Origin of the sequence: Candidatus Thioglobus sp. NP1 (genome assembly GCF_003326015.1) — a bacterium.
Classification (GTDB): domain Bacteria; phylum Pseudomonadota; class Gammaproteobacteria; order PS1; family Pseudothioglobaceae; genus Pseudothioglobus; species Pseudothioglobus singularis_A.
This window is the reverse complement of sequence record NZ_CP023860.1, coordinates 1,430,314-1,454,489: the sequence shown is the minus strand read 5'-3', so window position 1 is coordinate 1,454,489 and position 24,176 is coordinate 1,430,314. Positions and strand designations below refer to the sequence as shown.

At 34.2% G+C, this 24,176-nt stretch carries 25 protein-coding genes; 14 read left to right on the top strand and 11 right to left on the bottom strand.

Annotated features, from left to right (window positions below; genetic code table 11):
• Positions 1-6: 6 nt before the first annotated feature.
• From metK to CRN91_RS07455, 4 genes are all read right to left on the bottom strand, one after another.
• Positions 7-1,140: a methionine adenosyltransferase gene (gene metK, locus CRN91_RS07470; protein ID WP_114115805.1), complete on the bottom strand. Its 1,134-nt coding sequence runs from the start codon at positions 1,138-1,140 to the stop codon at positions 7-9.
• A gap of 153 nt (positions 1,141-1,293) precedes the next feature.
• Positions 1,294-1,959 carry a heme exporter protein CcmB gene (ccmB, locus tag CRN91_RS07465; protein ID WP_114115804.1) on the bottom strand — a complete coding sequence of 222 codons (666 nt, stop codon included), beginning with the start codon at positions 1,957-1,959 and terminating at the stop codon, positions 1,294-1,296.
• Positions 1,956-2,558, bottom strand: coding sequence for a cytochrome c biogenesis heme-transporting ATPase CcmA (gene ccmA, locus CRN91_RS07460; protein ID WP_114115803.1), 603 nt, complete (start codon positions 2,556-2,558; stop codon positions 1,956-1,958). The genes ccmB and ccmA overlap by 4 nt, the downstream gene beginning before the upstream one ends.
• A 77-nt stretch (positions 2,559-2,635) precedes the next feature.
• Positions 2,636-3,076, bottom strand: a complete 441-nt coding sequence (locus tag CRN91_RS07455; protein ID WP_114115802.1) for an outer membrane protein assembly factor BamE — start codon at positions 3,074-3,076, stop codon at positions 2,636-2,638.
• Between the two features lie 53 nt (positions 3,077-3,129).
• Here CRN91_RS07455 and fur point away from each other — a divergent pair, with 53 nt between their 5' ends.
• Complete coding sequence (gene fur, locus CRN91_RS07450) at positions 3,130-3,534, top strand: ferric iron uptake transcriptional regulator (RefSeq protein WP_114115801.1); 405 nt, start codon at positions 3,130-3,132, stop codon at positions 3,532-3,534.
• 26 nt (positions 3,535-3,560) lie between these two features.
• A complete protein-coding gene (locus CRN91_RS07445; RefSeq protein ID WP_114115800.1) occupies positions 3,561-4,346 on the top strand; it encodes a metal ABC transporter permease in 786 nt (261 codons plus the stop codon).
• Here the strand turns inward: CRN91_RS07445 and prfA are convergent, their stop codons facing one another.
• Both prfA and hemA read right to left on the bottom strand, forming a co-directional pair.
• Positions 4,347-5,435 carry a peptide chain release factor 1 gene (gene prfA / locus CRN91_RS07440; protein ID WP_114115799.1) on the bottom strand — a complete coding sequence of 363 codons (1,089 nt, stop codon included), beginning with the start codon at positions 5,433-5,435 and terminating at the stop codon, positions 4,347-4,349.
• Positions 5,435-6,703 (bottom strand): glutamyl-tRNA reductase, encoded by a 1,269-nt coding sequence (gene hemA / locus CRN91_RS07435; protein ID WP_114115798.1) that lies wholly within the window; start codon positions 6,701-6,703, stop codon positions 5,435-5,437. The genes prfA and hemA overlap by 1 nt, the downstream gene beginning before the upstream one ends.
• Positions 6,704-6,864: 161 nt before the next feature.
• On the opposite strand from hemA, the gene ruvB reads away from it, so the two are divergent.
• The 8 genes from ruvB (at position 6,865) to CRN91_RS07395 (ending at position 13,890) form a co-directional block, all read left to right on the top strand.
• Entirely contained in the window at positions 6,865-7,893 is a 1,029-nt protein-coding gene (ruvB, locus tag CRN91_RS07430) for a Holliday junction branch migration DNA helicase RuvB (protein ID WP_114115797.1), read from the top strand.
• Complete coding sequence (gene ybgC, locus CRN91_RS07425; protein ID WP_114115796.1) at positions 7,890-8,294, top strand: tol-pal system-associated acyl-CoA thioesterase; 405 nt, start codon at positions 7,890-7,892, stop codon at positions 8,292-8,294. The genes ruvB and ybgC overlap by 4 nt, the downstream gene beginning before the upstream one ends.
• Positions 8,281-8,952: a protein TolQ gene (tolQ, locus tag CRN91_RS07420; RefSeq protein WP_114115795.1), complete on the top strand. Its 672-nt coding sequence runs from the start codon at positions 8,281-8,283 to the stop codon at positions 8,950-8,952. Before ybgC ends, tolQ begins: the two co-directional genes overlap by 14 nt.
• Positions 8,949-9,401, top strand: coding sequence for an ExbD/TolR family protein (locus CRN91_RS07415; RefSeq protein WP_114115794.1), 453 nt, complete (start codon positions 8,949-8,951; stop codon positions 9,399-9,401). Before tolQ ends, CRN91_RS07415 begins: the two co-directional genes overlap by 4 nt.
• Before the next feature lie 13 nt (positions 9,402-9,414).
• A complete protein-coding gene (locus CRN91_RS07410) occupies positions 9,415-10,998 on the top strand; it encodes a TonB C-terminal domain-containing protein (protein WP_114115793.1) in 1,584 nt (527 codons plus the stop codon).
• A 65-nt stretch (positions 10,999-11,063) separates the two neighbouring features.
• Entirely contained in the window at positions 11,064-13,100 is a 2,037-nt protein-coding gene (glyS, locus tag CRN91_RS07405; protein WP_114115792.1) for a glycine--tRNA ligase subunit beta, read from the top strand.
• A 4-nt stretch (positions 13,101-13,104) separates the two neighbouring features.
• Positions 13,105-13,542: a D-aminoacyl-tRNA deacylase gene (gene dtd / locus CRN91_RS07400; RefSeq protein WP_114115791.1), complete on the top strand. Its 438-nt coding sequence runs from the start codon at positions 13,105-13,107 to the stop codon at positions 13,540-13,542.
• A 6-nt stretch (positions 13,543-13,548) separates the two neighbouring features.
• On the top strand, positions 13,549-13,890 hold the full coding sequence (locus CRN91_RS07395; protein WP_371412767.1) for a Spx/MgsR family RNA polymerase-binding regulatory protein: 342 nt from the start codon (positions 13,549-13,551) through the stop codon (positions 13,888-13,890).
• Positions 13,891-13,900: 10 nt separating this feature from the next.
• On the opposite strand, the gene trxA is transcribed toward CRN91_RS07395, so the two are convergent.
• On the bottom strand, positions 13,901-14,257 hold the full coding sequence (gene trxA, locus CRN91_RS07390; protein WP_114115789.1) for a thioredoxin: 357 nt from the start codon (positions 14,255-14,257) through the stop codon (positions 13,901-13,903).
• Positions 14,258-14,347: 90 nt separating this feature from the next.
• On the opposite strand from trxA, the gene ruvC reads away from it, so the two are divergent.
• Positions 14,348-14,818, top strand: coding sequence for a crossover junction endodeoxyribonuclease RuvC (ruvC, locus tag CRN91_RS07385; RefSeq protein ID WP_114115788.1), 471 nt, complete (start codon positions 14,348-14,350; stop codon positions 14,816-14,818).
• A gap of 4 nt (positions 14,819-14,822) precedes the next feature.
• On the opposite strand, the gene CRN91_RS07380 is transcribed toward ruvC, so the two are convergent.
• Complete coding sequence (locus tag CRN91_RS07380; protein WP_254424931.1) at positions 14,823-15,968, bottom strand: cation diffusion facilitator family transporter; 1,146 nt, start codon at positions 15,966-15,968, stop codon at positions 14,823-14,825.
• A gap of 706 nt (positions 15,969-16,674) precedes the next feature.
• On the opposite strand from CRN91_RS07380, the gene CRN91_RS07375 reads away from it, so the two are divergent.
• Both CRN91_RS07375 and CRN91_RS07370 read left to right on the top strand, forming a co-directional pair.
• Positions 16,675-17,871 (top strand): NAD-dependent formate dehydrogenase, encoded by a 1,197-nt coding sequence (locus CRN91_RS07375; RefSeq protein ID WP_114115787.1) that lies wholly within the window; start codon positions 16,675-16,677, stop codon positions 17,869-17,871.
• 35 nt (positions 17,872-17,906) lie between these two features.
• Positions 17,907-18,506, top strand: coding sequence for a peroxiredoxin (locus CRN91_RS07370; protein ID WP_114115786.1), 600 nt, complete (start codon positions 17,907-17,909; stop codon positions 18,504-18,506).
• A 14-nt stretch (positions 18,507-18,520) separates the two neighbouring features.
• On the opposite strand, the gene dinG is transcribed toward CRN91_RS07370, so the two are convergent.
• The 3 genes from dinG to rlmE are packed head-to-tail and all read right to left on the bottom strand — an operon-like array spanning position 18,521 to position 22,153.
• Complete coding sequence (gene dinG / locus CRN91_RS07365; protein WP_114115785.1) at positions 18,521-20,578, bottom strand: ATP-dependent DNA helicase DinG; 2,058 nt, start codon at positions 20,576-20,578, stop codon at positions 18,521-18,523.
• Between the two features lie 9 nt (positions 20,579-20,587).
• On the bottom strand, positions 20,588-21,559 hold the full coding sequence (locus CRN91_RS07360) for a polyprenyl synthetase family protein (RefSeq protein WP_114115784.1): 972 nt from the start codon (positions 21,557-21,559) through the stop codon (positions 20,588-20,590).
• Between the two features lie 6 nt (positions 21,560-21,565).
• Positions 21,566-22,153: a 23S rRNA (uridine(2552)-2'-O)-methyltransferase RlmE gene (gene rlmE / locus CRN91_RS07355; protein WP_254424979.1), complete on the bottom strand. Its 588-nt coding sequence runs from the start codon at positions 22,151-22,153 to the stop codon at positions 21,566-21,568.
• A gap of 172 nt (positions 22,154-22,325) precedes the next feature.
• Here rlmE and typA point away from each other — a divergent pair, with 172 nt between their 5' ends.
• Positions 22,326-24,137 (top strand): translational GTPase TypA, encoded by a 1,812-nt coding sequence (gene typA, locus CRN91_RS07350; protein WP_114115782.1) that lies wholly within the window; start codon positions 22,326-22,328, stop codon positions 24,135-24,137.
• The last annotated feature ends 39 nt before the right edge of the window (positions 24,138-24,176 follow it).

Here is a 24,176-nt window from a genome sequence, read left to right as displayed (position 1 = left end):
AAGAAACTATTTTAGAAGCTCAGCCTTATTAGTTTTCTCCCAGCTTATTGAGTCCTCATTCCTTCCAAAATGACCATAACTTGCAGTCTGTTGATATATTGGGCGCTTCAAATCTAGCATTGCAATAAGACCCTTAGGGCGAAGATCAAAATGTTCTCTGATTAGTGCTTCAATTTCATGATTATCTAATTTACCAGTCCCAAAAGTGTCAACACTAATACTGGTAGGCTCTGCAACACCAATTGCATAAGAAACTTGGATTTCACAGCGCTCAGCAATTCCTGCTGCAACAATATTTTTGGCAACATAGCGAGTTGCATAGGCTGCACTTCTGTCAACCTTAGAAGGGTCTTTGCCAGAGAATGCCCCACCACCATGCCTTGCCATGCCTCCATAAGTATCAACAATAATTTTTCTACCTGTTAAACCAGCATCTCCAACCGGCCCACCTATTTCAAAGTTTCCAGTTGGATTAATATGATATTGCGTATTATTTGTTAGCCATTTTTCTGGAAGGATTGGTTTAATTATTTTTTCAAGAACTGTTGCTCTAAGTTCTTCCAGTGAAATATCACCATCATGCTGAGTAGATAAAACAACTGCATCAATACCAACAATTTGGTTACCTTCGTATATGCATGAGACTTGAGACTTTGCATCAGGTCTAAGCCAAGGAATAGATCCATTTAGCATAAGATCAGCTTGCTGCCGTACTAATTGATGAGAAAGCATTATAGGTGCCGGCATTAACTCATCTGTAGAGTCTTCTGCATAACCAAACATTAGACCTTGATCACCAGCTCCTTGCTCATGATTTTCACTTTCAGTGACACCCATAGAAATATCTTGGGATTGTCTTCCAAGAAGATTAGTTATTGAGCAAGTGCCTCCATTAAAACCATATTCTTCTTTATCATAACCAATTCCAAGAATAGTTTTTCTTACAACTTGATCATAATCAATATTTGCATTGGTAGTTATTTCACCAGCAAGCACTACTTGATTATCTTTTACTAAAGTTTCGACAGCAACTCTAGAGTCTTTATCTTGAGCTAGAGCAGCATCAAGTATAGCGTCGGAAATTTGATCACAAACTTTGTCTGGATGACCAGCTGAAACAGATTCTGATGTAAAAATCATAGTGAAGTCCTATAAAAAATTAAAAAACCTAAAAGTTGGGTTTCTCCGGAAAACACCACCTTTAGCTTGTTTTAGTCACTTGCAGTGACAACGCTAGCAATCGAAACAAATCAGCGTCCAGTTATTATAAACATTTATTTAAAAATGTGAACTCTATTCGATGCTTATCCTCAGTGAATATGCACTTATAAATGGTGCTGTTATTAAGCTTAGTACAAGCATAAAGCTTAGAAAATAGATTTGACCATTAATTGGTAGGTTAAATTGTGTCTGAGAGACTGCACTTGTTCCAAAAATTAATATAGGAACATATAAAGGGAGAACTAATAACGATAAAAGCATTCCAGAGTTTTTAATGCCAACAATTAAAGAAGCACCTATCGCTCCTATTAAGCTTAGACAAGGAGTTGCTATTAGCAATGTAAGCATAAGAATTAAGATACTTTCATAGTCTAGAAAAAGCACTGTACCAACAAGTGGTGAAAGTAATATTATTGGAAGTCCAGTAAGAATCCAATGAGCAGCTGTCTTAGCGAGAAGAATTAATGCTAATGAATGATGAGAAATTACCATCTGTTCAAGAATACCATTTTCATAGTCAAAGTGAAATAATGTATTAAGGGAAAGAAGTGCAGAGAGCATTACAGTTACCCAAATAATTCCTGGAGCAATATTAGATAAAGTTTGAGATTCTGGACTAATAGCTATTGGGAATAAAGAAATGGAAATAACAAAAAATAATAGTGGATTAAGAAAACTTGAGGGATTCCGAAGCGCCATCTTTAAGTCTCTCTTAAGAGTTTTTATAAAAATGTTCACAAATTAAGTTCCCTTAGGTTTGTGATATTACATACTTGATGAGTGGTTAAGATACAAAGCCCACCACTATCACGGTGTTTTTTTATTTGATTTTCAACAATCTCTATTCCTTTGGAATCAAGAGATGTAAAAGGCTCATCAAGTAGCCATAATTTTGACGGAGTAATAAAAAGTGCAGCCAAGGCCACTCTGCGTTTTTGACCAGCTGATAGATTTGCTACAAGTTCATTTTCATAATTATTCAATCCAACCATTGATAGCGCATCTACATAGCTAGAATTAAAATTTTCAGTCCCAAGTTCTAAAAGAAAGTTAAGATTTTCAATACAACTAAGTTCAGGACTAAGGGCATTTAGATGCCCAAGATAAAAAATATCAAGCTTATTATTAATATCATTAATATCATAATTCTTAAAGAAAATAGAGCCTGATTCAGCCGAATTTAGGCCAGCGATTATCTTTAATAATGAAGTTTTTCCAGTCCCGTTAGTTCCAGAAATCTTTAGTATCTCACCAGGTCTGAGCTCAAAAGAAAGATCTGTAAAGAGTTGGTTATAGCCCCTTATACAACTCAGGTTATTAATGATTAGATTAGACATAACACTATTTTAGAGGATAAGTCTTATAAAGGCGAAATAATCTGAAAAGCAAACTTAAAATTCTAAAAGAAACTTAACTATTTATTTATGAGTTGTTCTAATTCACTTTTGTCTATTTCAGATAAAATATTACCACTAAAAACTAGCCTCAAACGGTAATAAATTTTTTCACCACGATCATTAGTTGAATAATTAATATAATCCCATTGATACTGATGGAAAGGGTCACTAATACTTGGAGACCCGATTAAATTTATGACATCAGTTTTATTTATACCTAATCTGAGTTTGTTAACATCCTCAATATTAAGAACCGATCCTTGAGATATTGATGGTTTGTAGGTTTCTATCGATGGTATCTTAGGTTTAGCCCAGCTTGGTAAAGATAGTTTAGGCATTTTAGGAAGCTCAGGCATTGAGAATTTTGGGAGTTTAGGCAACTCAGGAGCCTTTGGAAGTGAGTTTGAACACCCACTTAAAAAAACAATAGTTATTAGAATAAAAGTAAATCTTCTCATCCGAAGTTAAAACATATAAAATAAAGATAAGATTTTACCTTAAGGATTTTTAAATGGATGCAGAAGATTTAAAAAGTGCTGGACTTAAAGTTACTTTACCAAGGCTAAAGATTTTAGAGGTTTTAGAAAAATCCCCAAACCATCATTTGAGTGCAGAAGATATTTATCGAGCACTTATTGACCAAAATGAAGAGGTTGGTGTTGCAACAATCTACCGAGTCCTATCTCAATTTGAAGAGTCAGGCATTGTTAATAAATTAAACTTTGAAAATAATCAGGCTGTTTTTGAGTTGTGTGGAGTTGAACATCACGACCATCTGGTATGTGTTAAATGTAATAAAATTATTGAATTTCAAGATGATGTTATTGAGCAACATCAAGAACAGATTGCAAAAAAACACGGCTTTGAGTTAACAGATCATTCTCTTTACCTTTATGGGTTATGTAACGATTGTTAATTAACTCAATAGGGTTTTAATAAGATATGGAAGATTTTATTTATAGAGCTTTACTGGCCTCATTTGGGGTATCTGTAATTGCTGGCTCGCTTGGGTGTTTTGTCATCTGGAAGCGATTATCTTATTTCTCTGATTCAATTTCACATAGTGCTTTACTTGGAGTAGCCTTAGGCTTAGCAACTGGATTAGGAATTAATTTTGGATTAGTTTTAGTTGGTGCTTTATTTTCAATACTAATAGTCATCTTGCAGCAAAAAGATTTTTGGTCGAGTGATGCTGTTTTAGGAATCTTCTCGCATGTCTCATTATCATTAGGAATTGTTGTGCTGGGCTTTATAGGGGATCAGAATACGGACTATTTTTCTTATTTATTTGGAGATATACTTTCAATTACAACAAGCGATATATATTGGATATTTTTTGTAATGTTTATTGTTATTTTTTTGTTAGTTGTGAACTGGAAAAAATTATTGCTCCTTACTTTAAACGAAGAATTAGCTAAAGCTGAAGGTATTAATAAGATTTTTTATGAGTTATTATTTATGTTGCTTATAGCTCTTGCAGTATCTGTTTCAGTTCAGATAGTAGGAGTTTTACTGATTACTTCACTTCTTATTATCCCGCCAGCAATTGCTCGCCTATTTTCAAGTTCGCCTGTTAGGATGATTATTAGTTCAATAATCGTTTCTGTTGCATCTGTATTACTAGGACTCTATATTTCAATGGTATTTGACGTTGCTACTGGACCAGCAATTGTAATTACCTTAGGTGCTTTATTTTTTACTGGGCAGTTAATTCCAAGTAAGAAGTGATCAAAGATTTTCGTTAAGTTCTGTTAGTTGATTTGTTTGTTGTTCAAGTATTAGTGGATCAATTATTGACTCTAAGTCTCCTTCCATAACTTCACTAAGCTTGTAAAGTGTTAAATTAATTCGATGCTCAGTTACTCTTCCTTGAGGGTAATTATAAGTTCTTATTCTCTGAGAACGATCCCCACTTCCGACTAGCTCTCTCCTCTGCGAGGCTTGTTCTTGCTGTTGCTCTTGTTGTTGAACATCAAGGATTCTAGATGCAAGAACAGATAAAGCTTGGGCTTTATTTTTATGTTGCGATCGACCATCTTGGCACTCTACTACTGTTCCAGTAGGTAAATGAGTAACTCTCACTGCTGAATCTGTTTTATTTACATGTTGTCCTCCTGCACCAGAGGCTCTAAAAGTATCAACCCTAACATCATTCATATTAATATCAACTTCCTCAATGCTCGAAACCTCAGGCATCACAGCTACTGTACAGGCCGAAGTATGAACTCTCCCTTGTGACTCAGTTTCAGGAACTCTTTGAACTCTATGTGCTCCAGATTCAAATTTAAGTTTTGAATAGACATTTGAACCAGAGATTCTTGCAATAATTTCTTTGAATCCTCCATGTTCTCCCAGATTTGAACTTAACACCTCAATTTGCCACTTTGATTTCTCTACATATCGAGTATACATTCTATAAAGATCTCCTGAAAATATACTAGCCTCATCTCCACCTGTTCCTGCTCGAATTTCAATAATAATATCTCGAGAATCATTTGGATCTTTTGGAAGAAGTGATTTCTTTAATTCTAATTCTAATTCATTTAATCTGTTTTGGCCTGTAGTGATTTCTTCTTCAGCCATTTCTTTAATGTCTTTATCTTCTTCATCTAGAAGTTTTGTTGCAGCCTCAATATCTCTCGATGTTGATAAATACTCATTATATTTATCATTAACTGGACTTAACTGCGAATGCTCTATAGAAAGTTCTCTGAATCTATTTTGATCACTAGCAACAGATTGTTCAGAAAGTAACGCATTGATTTCTTCAAGGCGCATGGATAATTGCTCTAATTTAGTAAGTATTGATTGATTCATTAACTACTAATATTGGATGATTTTTTTTTGTCTTTATCTTTAAATTTTGAAGGTTCTAGTTGATTATTTTTAGATTTTTTAATATCTTGAAAAGTTTTATGAAGTAATTTATTGGTCAGTTTATCTGCAAGCTCTTCAACTACTAGATCAGGATTAGAGCCAGACTCAAGTTTACGTAGGGCAATTTGTAAAAGCTCATCTTTAATTAAGTTTGCTTGACTACGGTAATTTTTAATGACTTCTTCGTTTGGTACATTATTCAACCAATTGATAAAATCTAAGCTTTGATTTTGGATAATTTTTTGAGCTATATCTTTTTCTTTAATTCTTTCTTCTAAATTACTATCAGCAACTTGTTGTAAATCATCAACTGTGTATAGAAAAACATCCTCTAATTGATTTGCCTCAGGCTCAATATCCCTAGGAATTGCTAAATCTATTAAGAGCATTGGTTGATGCTTCCTATGAATAAGAACTGTTTCAATAAGACCTTTTCCAATAATTGGTATTGGAGCAGCAGTAGAAGAGATCACAATATCAGCTCGGTAAAGATGCTCTGATAGACTCTTAAGTGTAATGGCTTCTGCATCATACATATTTGCAATAGACTGGGCATTTTCTAAAGTTCTATTAGCAAAAATCATGCTTTTAACACCTCTCTTTGAAAGATGTTTAGCACTTAGCTCAATCATTTCTCCAGTACCAATTAATAAAGCTGTTTGTGTTGATAAATCAGTAAATATTTTTTCACTAAGTTTCACTGCACAATAGGCAACAGAAACTGGTGATGAGCCTAAGTTAGTATCAGTTCGAACTTTCTTTGCAGTTTTAAATGCATGCTGAAAAAGTTTTTCAAGAATTTTGTCTAAAGCATTTTGGGTTTTTGAGAACTGATAAGCGTCTTTAAGTTGCCCAAAAATTTGAGGCTCACCTAAAACCAATGAGTCAATCCCACATGCAACATTACAAATATGATTTATGGCATCATTGTCTTCATAGAAAGATATGTATTGCAGTAATGAATCGTATTCAAAATCATGACTAGTAGCTAGAAATTTGGTTAGAACTGTACGAATGTTTTTAGAATTATGAGTTACATATATTTCTGAACGATTACACGTAGAAAAAATAACACAGCCAGTAATTTCTTTGAACAACATTAGAGAGGAAATAGCTGGTGCTAGCTCACTTTTAGCAAACGCAACTCTTTCTCTAATAGCTACAGGAGCAAGCTGATGATTTACACTCAATATTGCAATATTTGACATTTAAAAAAATCATAATAAATTATTCCGATACATTATACAGTGTCAAATAAGTTCATCAAATGATAAAATTTTTTTTGAAATATTGATAGTTTTATATTATTAATAATTCCAACAGCCTATTGGTCTAAAATAAAGTTAATAATTTACTACTAATTTTTTTTATGATTGAAGAGGATAGCCTAGTTGGTGGAGAAAGCCAAAATAATGAAGATTTAAAGGTTGCCTCGGTTAGACCAAATACATTTGATGAGTATATCGGTCAGGAAGATATTAAGTCACAAATGTCCTTATTTATTCAAGCTGCAAAATCACGTGGGGATGTACTTGATCATTGCTTAATATATGGTCCACCAGGCCTTGGTAAAACCACGCTGGCAAATGTCATTGCAAACCAAATGAATGCTGGAATTAAACAAACGTCTGGACCTGTTCTTGAACGATCTGGAGACTTGGCAGCAATTCTAACTAAACTAGAGCCTTTTGACATACTTTTTATTGATGAAATTCATAGACTGAATCCTGTAGTTGAGGAAATTCTATATCCAGCTCTTGAGGATTTTAAGCTTGATATTTTAGTTGGTGAGGGTGTTGCAGCGCACTCAGTTCAATTAGAATTACCTCCATTCACCCTAATCGGTGCAACAACTCGCGCAGGAATGCTGACCTCGCCTCTAAGGGATAGGTTTGGGATAGTTCACCGTCTATCTTTTTACAATTTGAAAGAGCTCCAAGAGATCATTGAAAGATCAGCCTCAATTTTGGCTATTAAAATTGAAAAAGAGGGTTCTGAAGAAATTTCTAAAAGATCAAGAGGTACTCCTAGAATTGCTAACAGACTCTTGAGAAGAGTTCGCGATTTTGCGGATGTTAAAAATAATGGTGTTATAGATAAATTAATTGCTAAAGAAGCGCTTGAGGCCTTAAAAGTAGATGAAGCTGGTTTAGAGCAGCTTGATAGGGATTACTTAAGTTTAATTATTAATAAATTTGCAGCTGGTCCGGTTGGTTTAGATACTTTAGCAACAGCGCTTGGTGAGGAAAGACTTACCTTAGAGGATATGATTGAGCCTTACCTACTGCAACAAGGTTTTATTATGAGAACACCTCGAGGAAGGATTGCCACAGATTTAGCATTCTCCCATTTGGGTGAAGTTAGAGTGAATCAGAGTCAAGATTTATTCGGAAAATGAGCAATCTAACTGTCAGGGTCTATTATGAAGATACTGATGCTGGAGGAGTTGTTTATTATGCTAATTATTTAAAGTATGTTGAGCGAGCTAGAACTGAATATCTTCGTGAATTAGGTTTTGAACAAATTAATCTTTTAGAGAATTATGGGATGGTTTTTATAGTCAAGTCTGTTGAAGCTAATTATTTATCACCTGCCTTTCTTGATGACTTAATAGAAGTTGAGACAGTTATTGAAAAAGTAAATCATGCAAGCCTTATTTTTACTCAGAAAATAGTGAATATAGACAAAAGTACGGTATTATTTAATGCCATAGTTAAGGTAGTTTCTGTATTTAATAATAACTTAAAACCTTGCGCATTACCGCAAGAAATCTTGGAGAAACTAAATGGAAGAAAGTAGTTTATCAATCGTTGGTCTAATATTTAGTGCAGGACTAGTTGTTCAACTGGTGATGGTAATATTGGTTTTAATGTCGATATACTCTTGGACAGTAATAATGTCGAAGAAAAAGATTTTGTTGGATGCATCTAATGATGTTGAAAACTTTCACCAGGTTTTTGAGAGAGAAGAAAAATTATCAGTTCTCTATAAAAATCTTCCTCCTCTTGCCTCTGATCGAACCGCAATGGAAGATATATTTGGTTCTGGTTATAAAGAATTTACTCATACCAAGTCTACCTCAAGTCAAGCTCTTATTATGAACTCAGAAAGAGCATACAGATCTATGAATACTTCAGCTAGTAATGAGATTGATCGCCTAGATTCTAGTCTATCAATACTGGCGATGATTGCCTCATCGAGTCCCTATATTGGTCTCTTTGGAACCGTTTGGGGAATTATGCACTCTTTCATTGGCCTTGCCTCAGTCAAGCAAGCGACTATAGCAATTGTTGCACCAGGTATTGCAGAAGCTCTTATTGCAACCGCTTTTGGATTATTTGCCGCTATTCCAGCAACTATTGCCTACAACCGATTAGTTTCTCACGTTGAGGAAATAGGCAATAAGTACACTGCATTTGTTGAAGAAATATTTGTGATTCTACAAAGACAAAAATGATTGAATTACCAAAGCGTTCAAGACCAGATATTCATGCAGATATCAATATTGTTCCGTATATTGATGTAATGCTTGTTCTGCTGGTGATCTTTATGATGACTACCCCAATTATTGAACAAGGAGTCGAAGTTGATTTACCAAGTGCTCCTGCCAGTGTTGTAGATTATCAAGACCAACAGCCTTCAATCATTTCAGTAGACGTTGATGGTAATTATTTTATTAATCCAATGACAAGTCCTGGCGTTGAAGAAATTGAAGATCTAGAACCTGTGTCATTAAATGTAGCCATTAATCAAGTTCTTGCAAGAAAAGAAATCTTTCCTGATATGCAGGTTTTTGTTAGAGGTGATAAAAAAGTTGAATATGAAAAAGTCATAGAGATTATTGCTATATTGAAACAATACAGCAAGATTGATAAGGTTGGTTTTATGACTGAAAACCCTAATTAATCAATTTTAAGTTATGAATTTTTTTAAAAAGATTGCTCAATTTTTTAGAGGGTTGTTCTCTAAAAATTCAAGTGAGGTTCCTGATCAAAAAAAACTTGATAAATCAAGTGAATCTGAGATTTCAAGGTTTTCTAAATTTAAATTTCTTGTTATCAAAATTTTCAAATTAATATATAAATATCTTAAAAAATTTGTAGTCTATATATTTGGCCTTATTCATACAATGATGCAGCCAATGATCAGAATATCCAAAAAGCATCCAATAGCTTTTTGGGTGGCTGTTACTTTGCATGCAGCTATTCTTTTTGCATTACTTTATGCTAATGTTGAGCGCTGGGAGTCTCCTGACAGGAGTTCTGCAGTATCTCAGGCTGCACCAATCCAGGCTGTTATGATCGATATGGAAATAATTGAGGCAGAACAAGATCGTTTAAAAGATGTAGAAAAACAAAAACAACTAAAAATCAAGAATGAAGAAAAGCGTTCTGAAACTGCTAAAAAAGATCAGAAAGTTGCTGAACAAGAGGCCTTAAAAGCTAAGGCTAAAAAAGTAATGGCAGAAATTCAGAGAAAATCAGAAGAGGCCAAAACAAAACAAGCTGAATTAGAGGCCAAAGAAGCTACTAAGAAAATTGCAGAAGCTAAAACTCAAACAAAAGTTGAGCAAACAAAAGCGAAAGAGGCAGAAACCAAACGAAAGGCAGAAGAGGCTAAAACTAAAGAAGCTGAAATTCTTGTAAAAGAGGCTGAAAAGCAAAAAGAACTTGCTGAGGCAGTTCGTAAGGCTGAAGAAGTTAAAACAAAACTTGCAGAATTAAAAAGGATTGCAGAAGAAAAAAGAACAAAAGAAGCAGAGATATTAGCTAAAGAGGCTGCACTCGAAGTTGAGGAGGCTGAAGCAAAAACTAAAGCTGAAGAACTCAAAGCTAAAGAGGCTGAGGAAAAGCGTATAGCTGAAGAAATTAAAGCAAATGAAGCTGTTAAAGAAGCAAAAGAGGTTGCAGAAAAACGTAAGCTTGAAGAGGAAAAACTTAAGCTTGAAGAAGAAAAGGTTAAAGAGGCCGAAGAGAAGCTTAAGCTTGAAGAGGAAAAACTTAAGCTTGAAGAAGAAAAGGTTAAAGAGGCCGAAGAGCAAACTGATATAGCTAAAAAACTGACTGAAGAAGAGCGTATCAAATTAGATGAGCTTGAGGCTGAAAGAACTGCTGTGCAATTAGCCTATGAGACAGAACAATATAAACGATCACTTGTTCAGGACATTCAGGATGAGCAAGACTTAGAAAGAGAAACACGTATAGCTGATCAGCGAACTATCCTTCAAAATGCCTGGGTAAGTAATATTGCTGCAAGAGTTAGGTCGGTGTGGAGATATTCAGCTCCAGAAGATGAATGGATGGCAGAAGTATATGTTACTCAAGATAGGGAAGGTAAGGTTCTATCAGTAAATGTTAGAAATTCTAATGTTGGAAATAGTAATAAGGCTGCAGCATTTATGAATTCAATAGAAAGAGCAGTTTATAAAGCATCACCATTACCTGCAGCACCTGATGAGGCTATCTTTGATCCAGAAATTTACTTTATATTTGTTGCAAATTAAACTAAGTATCTTTAAAGCTTTATCAAATCAATTACCAAACAAAACAATAAGTTAAAATATTGAGTATGAAATCGCACGACTTTTTATTAGAATTAGGAACTGAAGAGCTCCCTCCAAAGCTTTTAATGGGGCTTTCAAAATCTCTAAAAAATAATATTATCACTGAGCTAGAGAAACTAGGTATTTCGTTTGGAGAGGTTAGTGAATTCGCAACTCCAAGGCGTCTTGCTGTAACTATTTCACAGTTACAAAGTAAGCAAGAAGAACAAATCATTGAAAAAAAAGGTCCTTCAATTGATTCTCCAGAAATGGCAATTAAAGGATTCTCTAAATCCTGTGGTATAGAAGTTAGTAATCTTGAAAAGCGCTCTATTGGAGACAAAGAGTATTACTTTTATTCAAATAAAGAGAGTGGACAAAATATAAAAGACCTTCTTCCTGCGATTATTGAAAGCTCAATAAATAATATTCCAATAACAAGAGCAATGAAGTGGGGAAGTGCCGATTATTCATTTGTAAGACCAGTTCATTGGCTAATTATGATGCTTGATTCTAAGATTGTAAGTGCCAATATTATGGGCCTTGAGAGTGGAAATAAATCAAAAGGTCTAAGGTCTAAAGATAACTCAGAACTAGAGTTTTCTAATGCTAAAGACTATGAGTCATTTATGTCAGAACATGCTCATATTGAAGTTGATTTTAATAAGCGTAAAGAACTTATTCGTAAACAAGTCTTATCAGTAGCTAAAGATATAAATGCAGAAGTTATTATTGATGAATCTTTGCTTAGTGAGGTTTGTGCTTTAGTTGAAATTCCTAAAGCTTTTTATGGAAAATTTGATGAAAGGTTTTTAGCAGTTCCAGAAGAGGCTCTGATATCTGCCATGAAGTCTCATCAAAAATATTTTCATCTTGTTGATAATAAGGGAAATCTAATGCCATTCTTTATATCAGTAGCTAATGGTGAGTCTAGTGATATTGAGACTGTTGTTAAAGGTAATGAGAGGGTTATTCATCCAAGGCTTGCAGACTCTGAATTTTTTTGGAATCAAGATAAAACTTTGAGGCTTGATAAGAGATTGAATGATTTAGACAATGTTTTGTTTATGAAGTCACTTGGCTCTATGGGTCAAAAAGTAAAACGAATAGAGCATCTTAGCTCTTACATTGCTGATTTAATTGGTTTTGATGCTACTGTTGCATCACGTGCTGGCTTATTAGCTAAGGCTGATCTAGTAAGTGAAATGGTTGGAGAGTTTGCTGATTTACAGGGCATTATGGGGGGTTATTATGCCCTAAATGATGGCGAGTCTGAAGCTGTAGCAATTGCTATTAAGGAGCATTACCAACCAAGATTCGCAGGAGATAAACTGCCCTCTACAAATGAAGGCCTAGTTGTTGCAATTGCAGATAAGATAGACACAATTTCGGGTATCTATGGCATTGGTCAGGCGCCAACAGGCTCTAAGGATCCTTATGCATTAAGAAGATTGGCGTTAGGCTTGATGAGAATATTATTGGAAGCTAAAATTGAAATTAATCTTAAAAAGTTGATAGATGTCTCTTTAGATCTCCACTTAAAGGAAGTTGATAGAGACTCCTCTGAATCTATTTATCAATTTATGATGGATCGACTAAAGGCATACTACAAAGATATAAATATAGATGGAAGTATTTATGAGGCAGTTCTGGCAGTTAGTCCAGAATCCCCCCTTGATTTTCATCAAAGAGTTGAGGTACTTAGCGAATTTAATAAAAAAATTGAGGCTAGGAGTCTAATAGAGTCTAACAAGCGAATAGCAAATATTCTGAAAGATTTTAATGGAAGCCACAAAGAATTAAATTCAGAAATGCTTTTAGAAGAGTCTGAACAAAAACTTTTTAAAGCAACTGAGCTAATTACTAAGAAATTAGAAAATAATAAAGACTACAACATCATTATGGAGTCCTTAGTTAATTTAAAAGATGATATAGATAACTTCTTTGAGAATATTATGGTTAATGTGGAGGATCCAGATCTGAGGAGAGCTCGATTAATGCTCATAAGTCGCGTTAGGAGTTTATTTTTATCAGTTGCTGATATATCCTTCCTATCTTCATAAAAATATGAAGGCTCTAATTCAGAGGGTTACATCTTCAATGGTCGAGGTCGATGACAAAATAGTTGGTCAAATTGATTCTGGATTATTAGTCTTTGTGGGTATTGAAAAACAAGATGATCTTTTAAATGCAGACAAAATGATTGAACGAATTATCTCTTATCGAGTCTTTTCAGACCCAGATGGAAAAATGAATTTAAACCTGAAGGATATTGGTGGTAGTATTTTAATTGTTTCCCAATTTACCCTTGCTGCAGATACCAAAAATGGAACAAGAGCTGGTTTTTCAACTGCTATGCCCCCAATTCAAGCTGAAAGTATTTATGATTATATTGTGGAGAAAATAAAAGCATTAAAAATAGATACTCAGTGTGGTATTTTTGGAGCTGAAATGAAGGTTTCATTGGTAAATGATGGCCCTGTTACATTTCTACTGGATGCTTAGAAAATCATGAGTATTATAAAAATCTATGGAATTAGAAACTGTGACACTGTTAAAAAGGCACTAAAGTATTTAATTAATAAAAATATCCCTCATCAATATATTGATTTAAGGACTGATTCAATATCTGAGAATGAGTTTAAAACTATGCTGGATGTAATTGGTTTAGAGATCTTAATAAACAAACGTTCAACAACATTTCGTTCATTAACAGAATATGAAAAAAAAAATATTAACTATGAGTTAGTATTAAAGTTTCCTACTTTAATAAAAAGACCTGTTTTAGTTCAGGATAAGAGAATTATGGTGGGCTTTAATGAGAAGGAATACGCTAATTTTTTAGTAAATTAATTCGAATAAACTACTGCTTTTCAACTTCCTTTCTGACTTCATCCATATCTATAGTTTTAGCTTTTTCTAGGAGATCTTCCAAGTCCTTTGCAGAAATTGCACCAGGTTGGGAAAAGATACCAATTCCATCACGAAAAATCATTAAAGTTGGGATTGAGCGAATTTGAAAGTGCGCGCCAAGTGTTTGCTCATCCTCTGTGTTAATTTTTGCAAATGTCACCCCTTCAACTTTCTCAGAGGTCTCTTTAAAGGTTGGGGCAAATTGCAGACATGGGCCACACCATGGTGCCCAAAAATCTATAATTACAATTTCATTATTTGTAATTGTTTCATCAAAATTTGATTCTGAAAGCTCTATAACTGCCATAAATTTCCCCTTGTAATGATTTTTTGAAAAACATTATAACTTTTTTACTAAAAAACTGGCTTGTTTTTCCTTAGCTGATAGAATAGCTTCATGAATATACTTGGTGTAGATCCTGGTTCAAGGATTACAGGATTTGGCTTAATCAATGCTGACAAACTTAAATTTACTTATATCAATAGTGGATGTATTAGAACTCAAGGCGATTTAAATGAAAGAGTAGTAACCATATACTCTGGGATCAAAGAAATTATTTCTAAGCATGATATTGATATAGTTGTTATTGAAAGGGTTTTTATGCGACCAGACAGACCAAATCCTGATGCTGCAATAAAGCTTGGACATGCTCGAGGGGCAATTATCTCAGCTGCAGGAGGCCTAAATCTTCCAATAGTAGACTATACAGCCAATCAAATTAAAAAAGCTGTTGTTGGAAGGGGGCATGCCAGTAAAGAGCAGGTTTCTTTTATGGTTCAACAGCTATTAAAATTAAATAAAGCACCACAAGAAGATGCCGGTGATGCATTAGCTGGTGCAATTTGCCATGCCTATCATGCACTTTAAAGTTTTAACTAAAATAAACTTTAATTTCACCAAAATCTGATAATTTTTTTAAAATTTCAGTGAAATATGATTGGATTTCTTTGACGTCATTTTTTTCTAAATAGTTTGCAGACAGATAAATATCCACTAATATTTCTCCATCTAGATAGTGAAGTTGAGTTTTTTGAATCTCGTATTTACAATCCTCAAGTTTAAGCGACTGACTAATTATTTTTAAAGCCTGCGCTCTCTCAGGTAGGTTTTTATAGGGAGCATCTTCTTTTTCTTCGTCATTTTCGGGATCTATATGAACAGTAACATCATCAAGATCTTCAAAACATTCTTTAGCAACTCGCTCAACACTAACGCTAATAATATGACCCTCACTTACCGATAAGAAGGGAGCTACCTGAACATGTACGTCAGCAGATTTTTTATGGCCAATTTTTCTTGTTCTGAGAGTATGAACACTCTTAACGCCTTTGATATCTTCAAGTGCAGAATGAAGAATTTTTATATCTTCAGGATCAATTGAAGTATCAACTAATTCTTTTGTTGCCTCAAAGCCTAATCTCCAACCGATATAGATAATCATTATCCCAACTATAATTGCAGCAACACTATCTAAGAAGAAGAATCCATTAGCTGCACCAATAATTCCAATAATTACTACAATTGAAGAGAATGCATCAGTCCGGTGATGCCAGGCATTTGCTTTGAGTAATTCTGATTTTATCTTTCGAGCAACTAAAACGGTATACCAATACAGTCCCTCTTTACTTAGAATAGATAATGCAGCAGCAGCAATTAGCCAACCTTCATACTTTAGAGTACTTGCATCTGTGAATCGAGTAATGCCATCAAAGATAATAATGGTTCCAACAATAGCTAAAAAAATACTTAAACCAAGAGTTGCAACGGTTTCAAATCTTTCATGACCATATGGATGCTCACTATCAGGTGCTTCACCAGAAATTCTAACAGCATACCAAGTTCCCCAGTCTGTAATTAAGTCTGATAAAGAGTGCACACCATCTGCTATAAGTGCACCAGACTGGCCTATTATTCCAATAATAATTTTCACTGCAGATAATAAAAAATCAACAAGAGCTCCAATAACAGCAACCTTTTGACTTTCTTTGGAACGGGATAGTGACTTTATTTTATTCAAAATGGTCCTCCGAAAAACCAGATTTAATAGCATTTATAGCGCTATTTTAAGTTAAATAATTAATTTTTTTTTCCTATCAAAATTATTTTTATCTTTTTTTTATAAAACACTTGCATTATCAAATGCAAATGAGTATCATTCTCATTAAATAGATTTAACAACAAAGAAAAATTTGAAATTGATTATTTTTTTAAAACATCCTCAAGCGATTAATACATCGCAATGTTTAAAAATTATGATCGTTTCAAATGCTTCAAAATAGCCCTCCGAACTATAATGAAGCAGATATCAAAGGAGTTTTGAAAAGAGTGATAAATTAATTGTAGACGTATGACATTTACTTCCTTTAATAATTATGTCTGCGATTAATTCAGTCCTATGCCTCACTCCTTGCATAGGACCTTTTTTTAATATTTACTTATTTTTAAATTTTAAGAGTTAATAAAAAATATGAAATATTGGTACAGCTACAAATTATTTTATTTAAAAAAAACTAATCGACTTGATTTTAATTCGATGAGGCAGTTGGGCATTCCTAAAAAAATAATTGGGAAGGTCATCTTAGATGAAGTAATAAATGATTTTAGACTTAAGGAAAATCCTTCAAGCCATAGCTATAAATATAACTAATCCAAAAATAATTAATGCGTCACTTATTAATGTCAACTTTTTTGGAAATCAATTCAATAATAATTAGGAGAATGAGATGAAAATACTTTGTATCTTATACGATGATCCAAAAGGTGGTATGCCTTCAAATTACCCTCTAAATGAACTTCCTGCTTTAGAAAAATACCCTGATGGGATGTCTTTGCCCACTCCAAAAGGAAGGGACTTTACGCCTGGTGAATTATTGGGCTGTGTATCAGGAGAGTTAGGTTTAAGAAAATATCTTGAGGATTCGGGCCATACACTAATAGTAACATCTGATAAAGATGGAGAGGGTTGTGTTGCTGATATGGAATTGGTTGATGCCGATATTGTTATTTCTCAACCATTCTTTCCTTACTATGTAACTAGGGAGAAGATGGAGTCCGCTCCAAATCTTAAAATGGCAATCACTGCTGGTATTGGCTCAGACCATGTTGATTTACAAGCTGCAATGGATCATGGTGTTGATGTTGTTGAGGTAACTTATTGTAACTCGAGATCTGTTGCAGAACATATTGTTATGCAAATTCTAGTTTTAGTAAGAGATTTTACTACGCAGCATAATATTGTTAATGATGGTGGATGGCATATTGCCGATGCTGTATCAAGGTCCTATGATGTTGAAGGTATGCATATTGGGACTATTGCTGCGGGTCGTATTGGTTTAGATATGTTAAGAAAGATGAAGCCATTTGATGTTCATTTACACTACATGGACAGACATAGATTACCTGAATCAATTGAGCAAGAGCTAGGTCTTACCTTTCATGAGACAGTAGAGTCGCTTGTTTCCGTTTGTGATGTTATTAATATTAGTTGTCCACTTCACCCTGAGACAGAGCATATGTTCAATGATGAGTTGATTTCAAAGTGTAAAAAAGGTGCTTATATAATTAATACAGCACGAGGTAAGATATGTGACAAGGACGCTATTGCTCGTGCATGTGAATCTGGTCAATTGTCTGGATATGCTGGTGATGTTTGGTTTCCACAGCCACCACCAAATGATCATGTATGGAGAACAATGCCAAATCATGGTATGACTCCTCATACAAGTGGAACTTCTTTAACAGCACAAGCAAGATATGCTGATGGTGTTAGAGAAATATTAGAGTGTTTCTTCGCTGGAGATGAAATTAGAAATGAATATCTTATCGTGCAAAATGGAGATCTTGCAGGAATGGGAGCGCATTCATACTCAAAAGGAACTGCAACAGGTGGTTCTGAAGAAGCAGCTAAGTTTAAAAAGTAAAGAGAATTAATTATTAATTATTTAAAGGAAAAATTATGAGCGTATTAGTAACACAACAAGCACCAGATTTTCATTCAACCGCAGTTCTTGCAGATGGACAAATTGTAGAAGATTTTCAACTTTCTAGTCTTAAAGGACAAAAAATTGTTTTATTCTTCTACCCACTAGATTTTACATTTGTATGTCCTTCAGAAATATTAGCCCATCACCATAGAGTTGCAGCATTTGCAGAACGTGGTGCCCAATTAGTTGGAGTTTCTATAGATTCAAGGCATACTCATAATGCCTGGCGAAATACTGACGTGAATGATGGCGGTATTGGTGCAATTGATTTTCCATTAGTATCTGATATGGATCATGCCATTATGGATGCCTATGGAATCGTTCATCCTGAGGGAACAGCTTTGAGAGCATCTTTTTTAATTGATGAGAATTTTGTTGTCCGTCATCAAGTTGTTAATGATCACCCCTTAGGAAGAAATGTTGATGAAATGTTAAGAATGGTTGACGCACTTGATTTTCATACTGAGCATGGCGAAGTTTGCCCTGCTGGATGGAATAAAGGTGATGATGGTATGAAAGAGTCAGCTGAAAGTGTTGCTGAATATCTCTCAAAAAATGCTGAGAACTTGTAATTAGGTGGTTTTTTTTATTCAATTACAATGTTGAAGTCTGGAAGCGCCTTTATAAGGTGCTTCCCATAAAACTTTGAAACAAGCCTGTTATCAAAGATTGTAATTTTTCCTGTATCAGTTTCTGTTCTAATAAGCCTTCCACAGGCTTGAATTAACCTTAATGATGCGTCTGGTAATGAAATTTCCATAAAAGAATTTCTATTTAAAGACTCAAGATAAGATTGTGTCGTTTTTTCAATTGGAGAGCTTGGAACATTAAATCTTAATTTAGCAATTATTACATGATTTAAATTATCCCCCTTGAGGTCAACCCCTTCAGCAAAACTATCAAGCCCAAAGATAACACTTCCTTTTCCTTTACTTCTAGTTTCTATATGTCTTTCTAAGATATTTTTTTTACTATATTCCCCTTGAAGCAAAAGCTGACAGTCAATAGATTTTTCAATTAAATCAGCGACTGCTTGCATTTGATGATTTGATGCAAAAAGCACTAATGTTGCAGAATTTGAATCGACTCTTTTTATTAATTCAAGGGCAATTTCTTGAGTATGTTCAAACGTATCAGTAGGACTCGCCTTAACTTTAGCTATAACAAAGTCTACTTCTTTGTGATTAAAAGGTGAAGCGAGTCGAAGATATTGATTATCTTTGGCGTTCAATCCTAATTGGTTGTTTAGTCTATCAAAACTTCCTAATGCAGTTAGTGTGGCAGATGTTAAGACAGCCCCATCTGCTCTTGACCAAATAAGTTTATCAAGTAAGTTTGAGACATCAATTTTTGCTGTATTTAAATGGTAATTCGTTTTTTTATTAGCCAGTGTTGATTTACTTATCCAGTTACTAATAGGGGGTTGATCAGGAAGTTGATTTTCATTAAATGTATTTAAAAGTGACAATATAGAAGATAAATTTTGATTGTTTTGACCTACGATATTGTTCAGGTTATCAGCTATTGATTGATCAATTTTATTACTTTTACAGAAATCTTCCCAAGACTCTTTTTGTTTAGAAAAATTATTAAATGCATTAGTAAAAATGTTTAATATATTTTTACTAAGATTCTTAATTTCACTAGAGATCCCAGAAATAGAGAATAAATAAAGATCATCAGAGTATTCAAGATCTGAAATTACTTCAATTAATTCGTCAATCGACTCATCAATTTTTTCAATATAATTTTCAGTTGAGTCATTTTTTATAATTTTATTAATTTGATCAATAGCACCCTGACATTGGCGAATTGAAGTTTTCATAAATTCTGTACTAGCACTTATGGAGAAATGAGAAAGCGCCTTTTGTGATAAATGGTGAGCCTCATCAAATATAAAAATGCAATCCTCTACATCTGGAAGAACGTTATTGCCATTTATAATGTCTGCTAAAACTAAATCATGATTTGCAATTATGACTTCAGCTTGAGAGATTTTTTTTCGAGCTTTAAAGAAAGCACAATCATCATAAAATTCACAGTTTTTGGCATTACATGTAAAGCGGTTGCAGGCAATTTTTTGCCATAGTGAACTTGTTGGAGGGCTAATAAGATCATCAATCTCACCACTCCATCTTGTAGCAGAATAATTTTCAGACATCTCAGTCAATACATCAAGGTCATTTTGGCTTGGCTTTTCATCCCAAAGAAGAGCATCTTCGAAAATTGCTGGCGAATTTGAATTTTCCTCTGTTAAGTTAATTAAGTTCCTAATACATACATAGCGTGATCTTCCTTTAGCTAGTGCAAATTCAAAATCAATAGAGCAGTATTTTTTTGCATCTACAATATCTTTATTAAGAATTTGCTCCTGAAGTGCCACATTAGCTGATGCAATAACTAGTTTTTTCTTTGAAGCTTTGGCAATTGGAAGACAACTTACTAAATATGCCATTGTTTTTCCAGTTCCAGTTGGTGCTTCAACACAAATAATGGGGTTTGATTTTGGATATTCCCCAGTCAATGTTTTTGCTATTTCAGCAATCATTTTATTTTGAGATGAGCGATTAGAGTAATTAGGAAGCTGTTTCTTTGCTTCCTCGAATGAAGAACGAATTTGCGTTTTAATGGAAGAAGTGAGCATTTATATCAGTTAAGATTGTCGCTGTAATGAAAGTTCGCATAAAAGTTTAAGTGCGCTTCGATAGTCAGATTCAGGAATAGTATTTAGCGAATCTAATGCTTTTAAAGACTGCTCTCTTGCAATTTTTCGACTATATTCAAATGCTTTTACGCTAAGTAATATGTCAACGATAGAATCAATATTTGAGGAGTCTGCATTAGTTATTGCATTGATTAGTATTTTCTTGTCATTACCTGACGTTGTTTCAAGAGCATAAATCATTGGTAAAGTAACTTTACCTTCAGATAAATCGTGACCAATTTCTTTTCCTATAATTGAAGAGTCCGACTCATAATCAAGAGTATCGTCTATGATTTGAAATGCGTTACCAAGATGGAGTCCATAAATTCCTAACGCACTTATTGTTTTAATATCAGACTTGGCTAAAATTCCTCCTATTTCACATGCTGCCTTAAAAAGACAAGCAGTCTTTTCTTCAATCACTTCAAAATATTCTGACTGAGAAACCTTAGCATTTTTTATGTTGAGTAATTGGAGGACTTCCCCCTCTGATATCTGATTAGTTGCTTTTGATAGAACCTTCATAATTTGCATTGAATTCGGCTCAACCATAATTTCAAATGCCCTTGAGTATAAAAAATCACCAACAAGGACGCTTGGAGCATTACCCCATATTTCATTTGATGTTTCTTGTCCTCGACGAGTGGATGAGGCATCAACAACATCATCGTGAAGTAATGTTGCAGTGTGAATCAATTCTATTACTACAGCCATAGAATAATGATCACTACCATTATAGTTTGTTGCTCTTGCGCACAATAAAAGTAGAAGTGGTCTAATACGCTTTCCACCAGAATTAATAATGTACTGACTCATTTGATTAATTAAGTCAACATTGGAGTCTAAGCGCTTGGTTAGGATGCCATCCATCATCTCAAGATCGCTCTTCATAAGAGTCTGAATTTCAGAGAAATTTTGCATAAGGATTTATTTTAACTGACTTGCAAGTAGATATACTTCTTTAGATCTTGGGCGAGATGCCTTTGGTTTTATGATCGAAACTTTTCTAAAACTGCTGCGTGATTTTTTAACATATTCATCAAAACCATCACCTTGAAAGACTTTAACAATAAAATGCCCATTTCTGGATAATATTTTAAGTGCAAAATCTATAGCAAGATCTGCTAGATACATTGACTTAGGTTGATCAACAGATAACTGTCCACTCATATTTGGCGCCATATCTGATAACACTACATCAATAGAGCTTCTTTTTATTAGATTCATTAGTTCGTCATAAACAGATTGCTCAGTAAAGTCTCCCTGGATGAAATTAACCCCATTGATTTCCTCAATTGGAAGAATATCACTAGCAATAACTTGTCCAGATTTACCAGTAATTTTTACTGCAACTTGAGACCAACCACCAGGAGCAGCTCCAAGATCTAATACGGTATCACCTTTATTAATAATATGTTTTTTTTCTATTATTTCAAGTAATTTATAAACAGCCCTACATCTATAACCTTCTTTTTGCGCTTTTTTAACATACTCATCATTTAAATGCTCATGCATCCAACGACGTGAACTGCCTTTTTTTGCCACAATCATAATTTATTAAAAAGAAATTGTATATATTTTATAAGACTAAAGCTTCTAGTTCAGTTAAATTGATTTTGAATTAGATTGAGCTTTAGTTAGTTTTTACGGGATAATGTGCCATCAAATTTAATAGCAACTATATTCGATGAGCAATAATTTAAGAAATATAGCAATAATAGCCCACGTAGATCATGGAAAAACGACACTTGTAGATAAGTTGCTTTCTCAATCTCAAACTTTTGATGACCGTTTTAAGGCTACTGAGAGAATGATGGACTCTAATGACTTAGAAAAGGAAAGAGGGATCACGATCAGTTCTAAAAATACTGCAATCAAGTGGCGCGATTATAGGATTAATATTGTTGATACTCCTGGACATGCTGACTTTGGTGGAGAGGTCGAAAGAGTTTTATCTATGGTTGATAGTGTTTTATTATTAGTTGATGCAGTTGATGGGCCAATGCCACAAACTCGATTTGTTACTAAAAAAGCTTTTGAACAAGGCCTTAATCCAATAGTAGTGATCAATAAAATTGACAGACCTAGCGCTAGACCAGATTGGGTTATTGATCAAGTTTTTGACCTTTTTGATCAGCTTGGAGCAACTGAAGAACAATTAGATTTCCCTGTCATATATGCCTCAGCATTAGCTGGTTATGCTTCTGATGATGACAATGTAAGTGAGGGCGATATGACCCCAATGTTTGAGGTAATTGTAGATAAAGCACCAGCTCCTAATGTTGACCTTGATGGCCCATTCCAAATGCAAATTACTTCTTTAGATTATTCATCATTTGTAGGTGCTATTGGTATTGGAAGGATTGAAAGAGGTATCGCTAAAAAAAATATACAGAATGTCTTAGTTTCCCCTGATGGTTCAAGGCGTAATGTTAAGATTGTTCAATTACTGGGGTTTAATGGCCTTGAAAGGCATGAAGTTAGCTCTGCCAATGCAGGAGATATAGTTGGAATTGTGGGTATCGAGAATATTTCAATTTCAGATACCATTTGCGACTCTTCAAAAGTTGAAGCACTACCCCCTTTAAGCGTTGACGAGCCAACAGTAAGCATGGCATTTCGTGTTAATGATTCTCCATTTGCTGGCCTAGATGGTAAATATATAACATCAAGAAACATAAGGGAGCGTCTTGATAAGGAGCTAATTTATAACGTTGCTTTAAGAGTAGAAAATACTGAAGATTCATCTGAGTTTGTTGTATCAGGTAGGGGAGAGCTGCACCTTTCTATATTAATCGAAACAATGAGAAGAGAGGGTTTTGAATTATCTGTTGGAAGACCTCAGGTTATTTTAAAAGATATTGATGGTAAAGTCTGTGAACCTTTTGAAGACTTAACAGTTGATGTTGAATCTATTCATCAAGGTACTGTAATGGAGAAGTTAGGCGAAAGAAAAGCTGAGCTTACTAATATGACTCCAGATGGTAAGGGGCGAGTGAAACTTGATTTTATAATTCCTGCAAGAGGTTTAATTGGCTTCCGCACTGAATTCTTAACATCAACTACCGGAACTGGCCTTATGTATTCCACTTTTAATTCATACAAACCTCAGAAAGAAGGCAAGATTGGTCAAAGAACAAATGGCTCTCTTATATCAATGAATCAAGGAAAATCAGTAGCTTATGCAATATTTAATTTGCAAAAAAGTGGTAAGTTTTTTGTTGGCCATGGCGAAGATATTTATGAAGGCATGGTAGTTGGTATCAATACCAGAGATAAAGACTTAGTTATAAACGTAATGAAGGGAAAACAACTTACTAATGTTAGGGCTTCAGGCACAGATGAAGCAGTCGCTTTAACTCCTAAAATTACGCTTGATTTAGAGCAAGCACTGGAATTTATTGATGATGATGAATTAGTTGAAGTTACGCCACATAATATTAGAATTCGAAAAAGATTACTTACTGAGAATCAAAGGAAGCGCTCTAGGAATTCATAGAATCTCCACTATTTATTTGTTTTTTGACGATATAATCAG

Coding starts and splice junctions, on each gene's coding strand:
- metK (WP_114115805.1), bottom strand. CDS start 1,140: ATGATTTTTACATCAGAATCTGTTTCAGCTGGTCATCCAGACAAAGTT.
- ccmA (WP_114115803.1), bottom strand. CDS start 2,558: ATGTCTAATCTAATCATTAATAACCTGAGTTGTATAAGGGGCTATAAC.
- CRN91_RS07455 (WP_114115802.1), bottom strand. CDS start 3,076: ATGAGAAGATTTACTTTTATTCTAATAACTATTGTTTTTTTAAGTGGG.
- fur (WP_114115801.1), top strand. CDS start 3,130: ATGGATGCAGAAGATTTAAAAAGTGCTGGACTTAAAGTTACTTTACCA.
- CRN91_RS07445 (WP_114115800.1), top strand. CDS start 3,561: ATGGAAGATTTTATTTATAGAGCTTTACTGGCCTCATTTGGGGTATCT.
- prfA (WP_114115799.1), bottom strand. CDS start 5,435: ATGAATCAATCAATACTTACTAAATTAGAGCAATTATCCATGCGCCTT.
- hemA (WP_114115798.1), bottom strand. CDS start 6,703: ATGTCAAATATTGCAATATTGAGTGTAAATCATCAGCTTGCTCCTGTA.
- ruvB (WP_114115797.1), top strand. CDS start 6,865: ATGATTGAAGAGGATAGCCTAGTTGGTGGAGAAAGCCAAAATAATGAA.
- ybgC (WP_114115796.1), top strand. CDS start 7,890: ATGAGCAATCTAACTGTCAGGGTCTATTATGAAGATACTGATGCTGGA.
- tolQ (WP_114115795.1), top strand. CDS start 8,281: ATGGAAGAAAGTAGTTTATCAATCGTTGGTCTAATATTTAGTGCAGGA.
- CRN91_RS07415 (WP_114115794.1), top strand. CDS start 8,949: ATGATTGAATTACCAAAGCGTTCAAGACCAGATATTCATGCAGATATC.
- CRN91_RS07410 (WP_114115793.1), top strand. CDS start 9,415: ATGAATTTTTTTAAAAAGATTGCTCAATTTTTTAGAGGGTTGTTCTCT.
- glyS (WP_114115792.1), top strand. CDS start 11,064: ATGAAATCGCACGACTTTTTATTAGAATTAGGAACTGAAGAGCTCCCT.
- dtd (WP_114115791.1), top strand. CDS start 13,105: ATGAAGGCTCTAATTCAGAGGGTTACATCTTCAATGGTCGAGGTCGAT.
- CRN91_RS07395 (WP_371412767.1), top strand. CDS start 13,549: ATGAGTATTATAAAAATCTATGGAATTAGAAACTGTGACACTGTTAAA.
- trxA (WP_114115789.1), bottom strand. CDS start 14,257: ATGGCAGTTATAGAGCTTTCAGAATCAAATTTTGATGAAACAATTACA.
- ruvC (WP_114115788.1), top strand. CDS start 14,348: ATGAATATACTTGGTGTAGATCCTGGTTCAAGGATTACAGGATTTGGC.
- CRN91_RS07375 (WP_114115787.1), top strand. CDS start 16,675: ATGAAAATACTTTGTATCTTATACGATGATCCAAAAGGTGGTATGCCT.
- CRN91_RS07370 (WP_114115786.1), top strand. CDS start 17,907: ATGAGCGTATTAGTAACACAACAAGCACCAGATTTTCATTCAACCGCA.
- dinG (WP_114115785.1), bottom strand. CDS start 20,578: ATGCTCACTTCTTCCATTAAAACGCAAATTCGTTCTTCATTCGAGGAA.
- CRN91_RS07360 (WP_114115784.1), bottom strand. CDS start 21,559: ATGCAAAATTTCTCTGAAATTCAGACTCTTATGAAGAGCGATCTTGAG.
- rlmE (WP_254424979.1), bottom strand. CDS start 22,153: ATGCATGAGCATTTAAATGATGAGTATGTTAAAAAAGCGCAAAAAGAA.
- typA (WP_114115782.1), top strand. CDS start 22,326: ATGAGCAATAATTTAAGAAATATAGCAATAATAGCCCACGTAGATCAT.